Genomic DNA, 9,895 nt, shown 5'->3' on the forward strand with positions numbered 1-9,895 from the left:
CGAAGCCGCCCGCGAGTTCTCTCGACGGGCGGCTACTGTCGGCACGCAAACCTACGGCGAGCTATAGCTTCAGTCGTTCGGCGTACCGTTCGACCAACCCGAGATCTGGGCCAGTGGTGCCCTCCAGAGACCCAGCCGGTAACGGGTACTACCGCTCACGTACGTCGCGTCCTTCAGGTGGACGAATCGGATGGGAACGCTTTCGTCATTGTCGATGTCCTCGTCACGGGCCTGCACGACCCCGGAAAGCACTTCCCCGGCGAAGTCGCTGGCCGCGCTGACCTGGCTGACCCAGAGCTTTTCCCACACCTCTCGGGTGATCAGTTGGCCGTAGACCAGGCCACCACTCACGTTGAAGCTGATTCCGACGCTGCTGGTGTCATCCACCTTTTCCAGCATCTTGGCCAGGACCAAGAGGTAGAAGTCGTAGATCGGCTCAACGAGCACTGGTTCGCGGACCGGCTCGACTTCGTCTGTCTGGGGTTGGGCCATCGTTCCTCCATCGCGACTCGGATGTTTGGGTCTACTCCAGTCTGTGAGCGTATCGGCGGGTACTGACAGTCCGAGGTCATCAAAGCGGCACAGCACCGGTCCACTTCCGTCCGCAGCCGCAGCAGCGGACGGCGGGGACCTGGCCGTCGCCGCCCTCGATGTGCAGCACGCCGCGGCAGTGTGGGCACGGCCGGTCCAGGACCTGCGTCCGGCGCGCCATCTCCAACGCCTGCTCCACCTGCGCGGCCGCGTGCCGGGCGGCGCCGGCGATCTGGTCGTGCTGCATGCCGGTCAGCTTCCGGAACGGCCCGGGTGCCCCGTCATGACGGGCGAGGAGCCAAGCCGCGGCGTACGGCGCCGTACGCAGCCGGGGATCCGTCCACGACCAGCGGCGCGCGTCGACCTGGTCCTTCAGGATCAGCGTCTTCAGCTGGAGGCTGATGTCGTCACCGGGGCCGGCCGACCGGACCTCCATGGTCATGCGGGGGCGCTGGATCGCTGAGGCAAGCTGGTCGGCGATGTCGACCAGCTGCCCGTCGACGGCCGTCATGACGTCGAGGACGGCGATGCGGAGGGGCGCGGCGGTGGTGCCGATCTGGTCCGGGGAGCGTTCGAGGGCGCGGAGGGCCTGGCGGTCGTCGTCGGCGCCGAGGTGTTCGGCGAGGCGGGCGATGCCCATGACGGGGGGCCAGGTGTCGGCCTGGCTGGTGCCGAGGGCTTGCTGGAGGTCGGGCCAGTGGTTGATGACGGTGTGGAGGTGGTCGGCGGTGGTCACGGTGCTGCTCCTGTGTCGGGCGTGGGCGGTACGGTGATCGCTGCCGGGGGCGCGCTGGCCTGGGGAGGTCGCGAGCGCGCCCCTTCCGCATGTTCAGCCGCGGTCCGGTAGCAGCTTGGCGAGGGCCCGATTCCAGTCGGTGAAGCGCACGGCTCGGTCGTCGAGGTACGCCGTAGCGGCCAGCTTCCGGTTTGTGACCAGCAGCTGGCCGCGCTGGTTCCAGAATGGGCCGTCGTGCTCGGTCCGGCAGATGAAGCCGTGCAGGCTCATCCAACGGGCGACCTGGGCGGGCTCCCGGGTGGTGTGAATGAACACGGAGTCCTGGGCCATGAGGGCTCGGAGGCCGGCGAGGGCGCCGGGCATGGGCGGGTCGTAGATCGAGCCGTCGCACCAGCCGCGGCTGTAGGTGTGGATCACGCCGTCGAAGTCCACTGCGATCGTCACGGGGTCAGTCCTCCCAGGTGATGCCGTTGTTGGCGAACGCCTTGACGATCGCGGGGTCGTCGAGGAACGACTGGAGCGAGTCGAGCTCGGTGTCCCAGTCCTCCGCCTGGAGGTCGGCGATCAGCTTGGTGAGCGTCTTCTCCTTCACCTCGTCCGAGGCGCCGGCCTCGATGAGGGCGCGGGCGACGGGGTCGAAGAACGTGAGTCCTGCGCTGCCGAATCCCATGGTCAGCGGCTCCTTTGCTCGATGCGTCGGGCTTGCCGGTCGAAGTCCCCGGCGCGGTGGTGCTGGTGCCAGCGAGGGCAGCGGATGACCTTCGCGTTGGAGATCCCGTGCAGTCGGTCGGGGGCGTTCGTGTACACGACGTCGCGGTCCTCGGTGGAGAGGCCGCTCTCGCGGCACCAGCGGCGGAACTCGTCGTAGTTGAGGGCCAGGACGACCAGGAGGGGGCGCGGGCTGGCGACTGCGGAGCGGTCTGCCATGGTCAGTGCGTCCTTCGTGCTGGTCCGTACGGGGATTGCCAGGCGGGCCGGTCGCAGCGCGGCCGCAGGGATGCCTCGGCCCGAGCACACGTCTTCCGGAGGCGGCCGAGATGGAGCGCGACTGCTTGCACGGCGCCAGCGAGGTCGCGGGCGTAGACCATGGCGTCGAAGGCGTCGTGCCGGCGGTACGCCACGTCTCGCGGGTCGTCATCCGGCTGCTCCTGGTCGAAGCGGACCTCGGTGATGCCGGGTACCTCGTGCCACTCGCCGTCATCACCGAGCGTCGCGAACTGCCAGGTGGCGCCCGTCATGACGGGTCGGTGGGCGTGCTGCGGCCTGGCCCGGGGCAGCTGCCGTCCGGCTGTTCCTCGCACGGGCCGCCGTGGCCGACGTGGTCCGCGGCCTGCCAGGTCGCGGGAGCCTTCACGACGGGCGGGGTGGCTGCCGCCTTCGCGTCGGCCGGGCCTGCGGGCGGGTGGGGCGGGAGCTTGCCGTCGATGTACGCCTGCCCGATCGCGGCCGCCAGGCGCTGCGCCATCAACTCCAGCGACTTCTCGGCCGTGCCGCCGTCGAGGATCTCTACGGAGGCCGCGAGCCCGGAGAGCATGCCGGAGAAGAACATATGGGCGGGCTCGGGTGCGGTCTCGGCCTGGTGCTTTGCCTCTTCGATCAGGTCCTTGATGTGCGCGCGGGCGCGGGCGGGGACGGGTGCGGCTGGCTGGCTCATCGGCTGCTCCGTGGACGGTGACGGTGTGGCACGGATCCAACGGAGCAGGGGGCTCGCCGAGTACGCGGCGGCGCTGAGCCGAAGGCAACAGCCACACCAGAGAAATGGGAGTAGGACGCCAGGAGGGGCCACCACCGTCCGGTGGGACGGCGGGCGGGCGCTCAGGGCGAGCCACTATGTCCTTTGGGCGCCTGGTCCAGCGGTTGCCTAGCGACTGAACGCCATGAGGGCCCCGGCGCGCGCCGGGGCCCTCGTCGGATCTATCCTCCGTGATCTGCGTCAGCGACCGATGATCTTGTGAAGCACGGGCGTGCTGGTCGCTCCTGCCACCAGGCCGGCCAACACAGCCCCGGCCGTGTTGCCAGCGCTGAGGTACGTCAACCCTCCCACCGTGGCAGCAATCAACGCAGCGGCGACAACCACCAGGGCGGCGTGCACCGTAAGGAGGGGGCCGGGCTCGTCTCCCGGCTGCTGCTGGTCCTCCGCGTGACACGTAAAACTTGACGAGGAGGTACCTTCGTTCTCAGGTGTGGGCATTCATGCTCCATGAATCCTCGTTCTCTCTAGGACACGAGACCGCCACGCCTACAGGTGAGCCCCCTGTTGCACCACGCCCGTCAAAGCTTTGGTGCAGCAGCGGGGCTCTCCGTTTGGAGCGGCGGAGATTCGCTGCAATGAGCATACGCAGGGGTGATCGGGTAATGATTCGGCCAACCCTAGGTGCTAGGGCGGCAGTTCAGATCGTTGCTGTCCAGAGGTTTTTTGGATCCGACTCTCTCGCAGTGGGGCCCGGCTGGCTGAAAATAGGTGGAGCCGTGCTCTGGGCCGGCACCTGATAGCAGTCGCGTGGTGCGAGCCGCCCGCGGTTGCGGCGCGGCCAGCCGGATGCGCCTACTGGGAGGTGGACAGCCGCTGCACGGCCGCGATCAGGCGCTCGATCTCCTCGACCGGGACGTGCACGGGCTCGAGGCCGGTGTTGAAGCTGACGGCCGGGCCACCGTTGGCCGGGGCCATGGGGATGCCGATGTGCAGGTAGTCGCCCTCGGCGTCGGTGAAGCGGTAGGGCTCGGTGCCCGTCTGGCCTGCGTTGATGGGCTGTGACGGGCCGTCAAGGGCTTCGCGTAGCTCGGTCGCCGCGCCGCCGTGGGTGCGGAGGATGGCCCACTGGGTGGCGAGCTTCCGGGCCCGCTGGATGGAGGCCGTGGCGGTCCGGAGTTCGCGGCGTGCGTCCTCCAGCTCGATGGCGGTCCGGGTGTAGAGGCCGATGGCGTGCTGGGCGCGGCCCTCCCACGACAGCGGGAACTTCTCCCGGATCGTCATCATCACGGCGTCGTGGACGTCGCGGGCCCAGCGGGCGTCACCGAGTGCGGTGTGCGCGGTGTCCTTGGTCGGGGGCTCGACGCCCACGGCCCGGGACATGGCGTGCGTGGGCCAGGGCAGTGGACCAGCCGCTCGGATTCCGAGCTTGGCTGCGGCGAGTTGGACGATGTCGTACGGCCGGTAGTGCCACTGGGCGCCGCCGGGGCCGACGAGCTTGCGGAGGAAGCGGTCGTCGAAGCCGGGGTTGCTGCCGACGAGGACGGCGCCACGGAGGACGTTGACGATGGCGGCCACGGCGTCGGCCCGGGGCATGAGGACGGCCGGGACGGAGCCGGTGAACGCGGCCTGAGTGGTGCGCGCGGGCAGCTGGTGGCGGTCGTGCCAGCGACCGATGCGTAGGGCCTCGGGGTCGACGGTCTCCGGGTTGATGGAGAACTCCCAGACGTACTCGGTGTCGGTGGTCTGGTCGCTGTCCTGTTCGCGGAGGATGACGGCGACTTCCCAGGCCTCGCCGATCTCGGCGGAGAGGTGGGTGGTCTCGCAGTCCACGAAGGCGATGGGTCTCACGTGCTGCTCCTGGTGGTGTGGTGGGCTGGCGGACGGGGCCGCCCCTGGTCCGTTCAGGGGCGGCCGGTGTGTGTCCGGGGTCAGTGCGGGACGGCGCCGGACAGCACGTCCTCAAGCGCGTGCAGCTGCCCGTCCGGGGAACGCCACCGGTCCCGGCCGGTCTCGGGCTCGCGGTCCATGGCCTGCGCGGGCGTCCAGCCGAGGATCCGAAGCTCGGCGAGCCGGACCGCGCGCCGGCGGCCTTCGCCGAGCGGCCCGTACAACGGCTGACCGGACGCGCCGGCGCCGGTGACCTTGTAGACGTGGTGGTCGTTCGTGCCGGACCACTGGCCGTTCCCGAGCCGGTAGCTGTGCGTCTCCAGCTGGTAGGTCCGGCCCTCGTGGACGACCTGGTCCTTGCTGTCCCAGCGGAGCCGGGACTTCCAGCGCGGCCGGGGCGCGGTCGGGTCAGGCACTGCGCTGCTCCTGCTCGTCCGCGCTGTGCTGCGCCCGCTCCATCAGCCGGTTGACGACGGTCATGCCGTCGGTCAGCGGGCCGTTCTCGGCGTCGCGCAGCGCCTCCCACACCTCGTGCAGGACCAGGCCCCGGAAGCCCGCGCAGTCCGCCTTGAGGCCGCGCACGGTGGCCGTCAGGTCGTCACTGACGCCCGTCACCGCCTCGTCACCGCGGGGCTCGTCGAGCACCAGGAGCCGGACGTGGTTCCTGATCCGCTCGTACTTCTGCACGGTGCCGTGCCCGTCCCACTGGGCTTGCGGGTCCGTGACGTCGACGACGGTGACGTGCCGGAAGAGGTCCGCGTCGCGGGGGTGGATGTGCCAGGACATCTGCCAGCCGCCGGCCACGAGGTACAGGAGCTGCCAGCCGTCCTCGTCGACGTCCGGGGAGGCGGTGATGACGCTGGTCGCGGGGTGGAGCGCGGTGAGCCAGGCGAGGAGTTGCGCCCGCTCGCGGTACGCGCCGTCCCGCTCCTTCTCACGGTCCTCGGCCTCGCGGGCGAAGTCGTCCGCGTGCCGCTTCCATCGAGCGGCTTCGGCTCGGGCGGCGGCGAGGGTCTGGGCCTGGCGGAGCCCGGCGACGAGGCCACCGGCCAGGTCGGCCTTCAGGGCGATCTCGGTGTGCGTCGGGCGGCGGCGGAACAGGCGCGCGAACCGGCGGCGAACCGGTTCCGGTTCCTGGTTCCTGCTGGGGGTCTTGCTGGTCATGGACATGCTCCGGTGTGGTGGCCGGGGCGGGTCCCTGCGTGGGGGCCCTGTCCGCTGTGGTCAGTTTCTCGGTGTGGGGAGTTGGTCGAGTGCGTCGCCGATGTCGTTGGCCAGTTGACGCCATCGGGCTGCGAGGGCCGGTGCCGCGGTCTCCCGGGTGTCGGCCGCGGTGAGGAGCGCTTCGACGAGTGCTCCGGCGTCGTCGGGCCCGCCGGGGAGTCGCAGGAGGGCGGCCATCAGTCGTCGCAGTCGTGGTCGTCGTGGTGGTGGGTGTGCCCGGCTTTCGTCCGGGGCTTGGGCTTGGTCCTGCTCTTCGCCGCGGACCGGGTCTTCGGCTTGGTGAGGCTGGTCCGGGGCGGGCGCGGCTTGTCCGGCGCGAGGGGCGCGGCCTGGGCCGTGGGCGCGGGCAGCATCGTGCTGGCGCAGGCGGGGCCGGTGTTGCAGCCGGTCAGGAGCGCCGCGGTGAGGATGCCGGCGCCGAGGAGTGCGGTGGTTCGCATCTGGGCTTCCTAGAAGGGGGGTTCGGTGCTGTAGCCGTTGGCCTGGTCGACGGCCCAGGGGTCGTCGGCGGGCGGCGGGCCCTGGCGGTGCTGGCCCTGGCCCTGGTTCTGGGGCCGCTGGGTGGTGGTGCGCTGTCCGTTCTGGCCCTGCTGGCCGACGGCGTCCTTGGACACGGTGGCGACGGCGTACGCGAGGTTCGGGGCGATGGAGCGGATGAGGAGGGCGGGCCGCTCGTGCTTCTGGCCGTCCTTCTCCCAGCGCTCGGTGCGGAGTTCGCCGGTGACGATCACCTCCAGGCCCTTGGACAGGGTTTCGGTGGCGTTCTCGGCGAGGCGCTCCCAGGCGGTGCCGCGGATGAAGAAGGTGTCGCCGTCCTCCCACTGCTGGGTCTGCGGGTTGAGCCGGCGGGAGTTGAAGGCGAGCGGGATGGAGGTGACGGCCTTTCCGGCCTGGGTGAAGCGGAGTTCGGGGTCGCCGGTGAGTCGGCCGACGCCGGTGAGGGTGGGCAGGGACATGGTCAGATCTCCTTCGGGACGGTGGGCAGTTCGCCCGTGTAGATCGCTTCGGTCCACTGGTCCCAGTCCTCGGCCGGGATGCCGCCGCGGCTGTCGTGGCCCTCGATGGGCTGGGCCGAGACGAAGGCGGCGACCTGGGCGAGAGTGGCGTGAACCTGGGCCTCGGCGACGAGGTGGGCCGAGCGCTGGGGGGTGCTGTCGTCCTCCCAGGCCATGAGCAGGCGGCGTTCGGCCTCGCGGTAGTGCTCGGGTCCGTTCATGGGGTCAGGTCCTCCGAGGGAAGTTGGGGCTGGATGGGGATGGGGATGGCGGTCTGGCCGGGGTGGATGTCGGGCGTCATGCCGGGCGTGACCTGCGTCATCGCTCGCTGCTGACGGGTCTGCGCGGGCGGGATCAGGCCCCGCTTGCGGCCGCAGATCAGGCCGTAGCCGCGGGCCTTGGACTCCGCGGTGCGGAGGGGCCGCGGGCAGTAGCGGCACTTCATCGGCGTCTCTTTCGACGGTGCTCGGCGAGGCTGGTCACGCCCACGGGGAGCGCGAGCTGCTCGGTGTGGGCGGGGCAGGTGGCGACGTGGGGCATGTGGAGCCGCTCCCAGCCGGTCAGGGGGAGGTCCGCGCTGGGGCGGCGGGACCGTACGGCGCCGGTGCCGTCGCGCCAGATGGCGGCGTTCCCGGCCGGGTCGGGGTCGGGGTCGACGGCGAGGCGTTTCCCGGCCTCGGTGATGGTCCAGAGGACGGGGCGGCGGCAGTCTCGGCACAGGATGGTTCGCTTCATGGCGTGGTGGTGGGGGTGTTGGCCGCGGTGATGCGGGCCTGGTGGACGTCGGGGGTGAGGGTGCAGGGCTGGTTGGGTGCGGCCTGGCAGATACGCTCGGGGCACTGGGTTGACATGACCCTGTCCCAGTCGATGACGCGGGCGGAGTGCACGTCGCGACGGCGGTCCTGCGTGCCGCGCTGGTTCGTGCACAACTCGCCGACGCGCGCACGGCACCAGGTGCACTGCACGGCCATCGCGGCGAACCGGTACGGCCTGCGCTGGCGGGGGAGGTTCGTCATGACGCGGTCACCTCCTCTTCCGGCTCCTGGTCCTCGCCGCGGGCGAGGGCGGCGGCGGAGGCGGCCTTGATCCGGGCCTCGGCCTGGTCGTGGTCGAGCAGCGGGAGGCCAGCGGCCGCGCGCTTCATGTCCTCCAGCCGGACGGGGTGGACGTCGCGGCGTCGACGGCCGTTGGTGGTGCAGCTGCTGCCGGGGCCGGCGCCGCAGCGGCGGCAGGCACGGCCGCGGGGGTCCTTGGTGGTGTCGCGTCCGGCGGGCATCTTGCCGATGGCGGCACGGACGGCGGCTGCACGGCCCTCGTACGGACCGTTATCGGTGCCTGGAGGCAGTGCGAGGCGATCACCGGCCCCGAGAGCAGCCCGAATGCTGCTGGGGCCCATGAGGCCGTCTCCAGCGGCTCGGACGATCTCGCGGAGGGCAGCGGCCGACTCGGCGCCGGTGTGGGCCGGGTCGCCGTCGATGACGATGTTCGCCAGCTCGATGCGCTCGGCGCGACGGGCCTTGACCTCGGTGACGATGTCGGCCGGGGCGATGAAGGCCTGCTGTCCGGCGATGACGAGGACAGCGGCGCGGGCCTCGTCGAGGTTGTACGGGGCGAGGATCTCTCCCCAGACGTCTGGGGTGTACTCGCCGATGCGCTGCGCGGGGCAGGCCGCGGCGACGTATTCGAGCAGCATGATCGCTTCGTCCTGGGTCACTGGCCTTGTCCTTCCTGGGCGGCGGTGCGGGCGGCGGCGCGGGCACGGGCGCGGTCGAAGACGGTCGTGCCAGTCGCCTGGTCGTAGAGGGAGTTCGTGGGCTGCTGGCGCGCTGCTGCGGTGCCTGCGGGCCCGGCGGCGTTCATGACCTCGTTGACGACGCTGGGGAGCGTCGCGGGGTGGAGACCGCGCTGCATCCAGTGCGCGATGCCCCGGCGGATGTGGTCGGGGTGGATGCGGTCCTCATCGAGGAGGATCCGGATCTCTTTGGCCATCTGGCCGACGACGCGGGACGGCGGTCGCTCGGTGCACCGGTCGAGCCACTCGCCGACGATCGTCTGGGCGGTGACGGGTGCGTCGGGAGCGTCGGCCTGGACGTCGTCGACGGGCTCTCCCTCGAGGACCTCGTCCGGTACGTCTCCTGTGTCACCGGGGGTGGGAGTGGCGGCAGCACCGGAGGCGTCGGCCTGGCCCGCGAGAGGTTCTTGGCGGTTCCCCTGGCGGTTAATGACGGTTAGGGGGGCACTGAGTGCGTGACATTCGGACGCAGAGTGCGTGACGTCACGCACAGGGAGTGCGTGACTCACGGACTCTGAGTGCGTGACATCTCCCTCTGTCACGTCGTCTGAGTGCGTGACGGTCACGGACTCTCCGTGCGTGACGGTCACGGACTCTCCGTGCGTGACCGTCACGGATTCTGACTGCGTGACACGCTTCGCACGGGCACGCCGCTGACGCTCCGCAGCCTGCATTTTCGCGTCCTCGGCCTCAGCCTCCAGCTCCGCCCAGTCGGACTCCGGCCGCTGGAGCTGCATCTGGAGCCGCCACTTCTTGCGGCCCTGGACGGCGCCCTGCTGCTTGATCAGACCACCGGTCTCCAGCCGACGCAGGGCCCGCTGAACGGTCCGCTCGTCGTAGCCGGTCCGGTACTGGATCCGGAGCACGGAGGGGTGGCTGTTGGAGCCGTCGGGGCGCGCGTGCTCGGCGAGGACCTGGAGGACGTGCCGCGCCGTGCTGTCGGGCCGGCCTTTGTCGGTCCGCAGCATCGGGGCGTCGTCCATCGCCCAGGAGAAAGCCTCGGTGCTCACGCGCTCCTCATTCGGTAGGGGTGGTGG

General features: G+C 70.8%; 19 protein-coding genes. All 19 read right to left on the reverse strand.

Annotated features, from left to right (window positions below):
• Window positions 1-69: 69 nt before the first annotated feature.
• Window positions 70-492 (reverse strand): hypothetical protein, encoded by a 423-nt coding sequence (locus ABZ862_RS06575; protein ID WP_360953321.1) that lies wholly within the window; start codon window positions 490-492, stop codon window positions 70-72.
• 79 nt (window positions 493-571) lie between these two features.
• Complete coding sequence (locus ABZ862_RS06580; protein ID WP_360953324.1) at window positions 572-1,267, reverse strand: hypothetical protein; 696 nt, start codon at window positions 1,265-1,267, stop codon at window positions 572-574.
• Between the two features lie 93 nt (window positions 1,268-1,360).
• Window positions 1,361-1,711 (reverse strand): hypothetical protein, encoded by a 351-nt coding sequence (locus tag ABZ862_RS06585; RefSeq protein ID WP_360953327.1) that lies wholly within the window; start codon window positions 1,709-1,711, stop codon window positions 1,361-1,363.
• A 4-nt stretch (window positions 1,712-1,715) separates the two neighbouring features.
• On the reverse strand, window positions 1,716-1,937 hold the full coding sequence (locus ABZ862_RS06590) for a hypothetical protein (protein ID WP_360953330.1): 222 nt from the start codon (window positions 1,935-1,937) through the stop codon (window positions 1,716-1,718).
• Between the two features lie 2 nt (window positions 1,938-1,939).
• The gene (locus ABZ862_RS06595) at window positions 1,940-2,194 is read right to left on the reverse strand and encodes a hypothetical protein (protein WP_360953333.1); all 255 of its coding nucleotides are present in this window, start codon (window positions 2,192-2,194) and stop codon (window positions 1,940-1,942) included.
• A gap of 2 nt (window positions 2,195-2,196) precedes the next feature.
• Window positions 2,197-2,505: a hypothetical protein gene (locus ABZ862_RS06600; RefSeq protein ID WP_360953335.1), complete on the reverse strand. Its 309-nt coding sequence runs from the start codon at window positions 2,503-2,505 to the stop codon at window positions 2,197-2,199.
• Window positions 2,502-2,921 carry a hypothetical protein gene (locus ABZ862_RS06605; protein ID WP_360953338.1) on the reverse strand — a complete coding sequence of 140 codons (420 nt, stop codon included), beginning with the start codon at window positions 2,919-2,921 and terminating at the stop codon, window positions 2,502-2,504. The genes ABZ862_RS06600 and ABZ862_RS06605 overlap by 4 nt, the downstream gene beginning before the upstream one ends.
• A gap of 891 nt (window positions 2,922-3,812) precedes the next feature.
• Window positions 3,813-4,808, reverse strand: coding sequence for a hypothetical protein (locus ABZ862_RS06610; RefSeq protein WP_360953341.1), 996 nt, complete (start codon window positions 4,806-4,808; stop codon window positions 3,813-3,815).
• 80 nt (window positions 4,809-4,888) lie between these two features.
• Window positions 4,889-5,263: a hypothetical protein gene (locus ABZ862_RS06615; protein WP_360953344.1), complete on the reverse strand. Its 375-nt coding sequence runs from the start codon at window positions 5,261-5,263 to the stop codon at window positions 4,889-4,891.
• The gene (locus tag ABZ862_RS06620) at window positions 5,256-6,011 is read right to left on the reverse strand and encodes a hypothetical protein (RefSeq protein WP_360953346.1); all 756 of its coding nucleotides are present in this window, start codon (window positions 6,009-6,011) and stop codon (window positions 5,256-5,258) included. The genes ABZ862_RS06615 and ABZ862_RS06620 overlap by 8 nt, the downstream gene beginning before the upstream one ends.
• A gap of 60 nt (window positions 6,012-6,071) precedes the next feature.
• A complete protein-coding gene (locus ABZ862_RS06625) occupies window positions 6,072-6,248 on the reverse strand; it encodes a hypothetical protein (protein WP_360953349.1) in 177 nt (58 codons plus the stop codon).
• The gene (locus ABZ862_RS06630) at window positions 6,248-6,511 is read right to left on the reverse strand and encodes a hypothetical protein (protein ID WP_360953352.1); all 264 of its coding nucleotides are present in this window, start codon (window positions 6,509-6,511) and stop codon (window positions 6,248-6,250) included. Before ABZ862_RS06630 ends, ABZ862_RS06625 begins: the two co-directional genes overlap by 1 nt.
• Before the next feature lie 9 nt (window positions 6,512-6,520).
• The gene (gene ssb, locus ABZ862_RS06635) at window positions 6,521-7,027 is read right to left on the reverse strand and encodes a single-stranded DNA-binding protein (protein ID WP_360953355.1); all 507 of its coding nucleotides are present in this window, start codon (window positions 7,025-7,027) and stop codon (window positions 6,521-6,523) included.
• A 2-nt stretch (window positions 7,028-7,029) separates the two neighbouring features.
• A complete protein-coding gene (locus ABZ862_RS06640; protein ID WP_360953358.1) occupies window positions 7,030-7,287 on the reverse strand; it encodes a hypothetical protein in 258 nt (85 codons plus the stop codon).
• Window positions 7,284-7,511, reverse strand: coding sequence for a DUF6011 domain-containing protein (locus ABZ862_RS06645; RefSeq protein ID WP_360953361.1), 228 nt, complete (start codon window positions 7,509-7,511; stop codon window positions 7,284-7,286). The genes ABZ862_RS06640 and ABZ862_RS06645 overlap by 4 nt, the downstream gene beginning before the upstream one ends.
• Window positions 7,508-7,801 carry a hypothetical protein gene (locus ABZ862_RS06650; RefSeq protein WP_360953364.1) on the reverse strand — a complete coding sequence of 98 codons (294 nt, stop codon included), beginning with the start codon at window positions 7,799-7,801 and terminating at the stop codon, window positions 7,508-7,510. Before ABZ862_RS06650 ends, ABZ862_RS06645 begins: the two co-directional genes overlap by 4 nt.
• Window positions 7,798-8,082, reverse strand: coding sequence for a hypothetical protein (locus ABZ862_RS06655; RefSeq protein WP_360953367.1), 285 nt, complete (start codon window positions 8,080-8,082; stop codon window positions 7,798-7,800). The genes ABZ862_RS06650 and ABZ862_RS06655 overlap by 4 nt, the downstream gene beginning before the upstream one ends.
• Complete coding sequence (locus ABZ862_RS06660) at window positions 8,079-8,780, reverse strand: hypothetical protein (protein WP_360953370.1); 702 nt, start codon at window positions 8,778-8,780, stop codon at window positions 8,079-8,081. Before ABZ862_RS06660 ends, ABZ862_RS06655 begins: the two co-directional genes overlap by 4 nt.
• Entirely contained in the window at window positions 8,777-9,868 is a 1,092-nt protein-coding gene (locus tag ABZ862_RS06665) for a helix-turn-helix domain-containing protein (RefSeq protein ID WP_360953373.1), read from the reverse strand. The genes ABZ862_RS06660 and ABZ862_RS06665 overlap by 4 nt, the downstream gene beginning before the upstream one ends.
• Window positions 9,869-9,895 lie beyond the last annotated feature (27 nt).

This window comes from Streptomyces sp. NPDC047000 (genome assembly GCF_040644295.1).
Classification (GTDB): Bacteria; Actinomycetota; Actinomycetes; order Streptomycetales; family Streptomycetaceae; genus Streptomyces.

Coding starts and splice junctions, on each gene's coding strand:
- ABZ862_RS06575 (WP_360953321.1), bottom strand. CDS start 492: ATGGCCCAACCCCAGACAGACGAAGTCGAGCCGGTCCGCGAACCAGTG.
- ABZ862_RS06590 (WP_360953330.1), bottom strand. CDS start 1,937: ATGGGATTCGGCAGCGCAGGACTCACGTTCTTCGACCCCGTCGCCCGC.
- ABZ862_RS06595 (WP_360953333.1), bottom strand. CDS start 2,194: ATGGCAGACCGCTCCGCAGTCGCCAGCCCGCGCCCCCTCCTGGTCGTC.
- ABZ862_RS06600 (WP_360953335.1), bottom strand. CDS start 2,505: ATGACGGGCGCCACCTGGCAGTTCGCGACGCTCGGTGATGACGGCGAG.
- ABZ862_RS06605 (WP_360953338.1), bottom strand. CDS start 2,921: ATGAGCCAGCCAGCCGCACCCGTCCCCGCCCGCGCCCGCGCGCACATC.
- ABZ862_RS06620 (WP_360953346.1), bottom strand. CDS start 6,011: ATGACCAGCAAGACCCCCAGCAGGAACCAGGAACCGGAACCGGTTCGC.
- ABZ862_RS06625 (WP_360953349.1), bottom strand. CDS start 6,248: ATGGCCGCCCTCCTGCGACTCCCCGGCGGGCCCGACGACGCCGGAGCA.
- ABZ862_RS06630 (WP_360953352.1), bottom strand. CDS start 6,511: ATGCGAACCACCGCACTCCTCGGCGCCGGCATCCTCACCGCGGCGCTC.
- ssb (WP_360953355.1), bottom strand. CDS start 7,027: ATGTCCCTGCCCACCCTCACCGGCGTCGGCCGACTCACCGGCGACCCC.
- ABZ862_RS06640 (WP_360953358.1), bottom strand. CDS start 7,287: ATGAACGGACCCGAGCACTACCGCGAGGCCGAACGCCGCCTGCTCATG.
- ABZ862_RS06645 (WP_360953361.1), bottom strand. CDS start 7,511: ATGAAGTGCCGCTACTGCCCGCGGCCCCTCCGCACCGCGGAGTCCAAG.
- ABZ862_RS06650 (WP_360953364.1), bottom strand. CDS start 7,801: ATGAAGCGAACCATCCTGTGCCGAGACTGCCGCCGCCCCGTCCTCTGG.
- ABZ862_RS06655 (WP_360953367.1), bottom strand. CDS start 8,082: ATGACGAACCTCCCCCGCCAGCGCAGGCCGTACCGGTTCGCCGCGATG.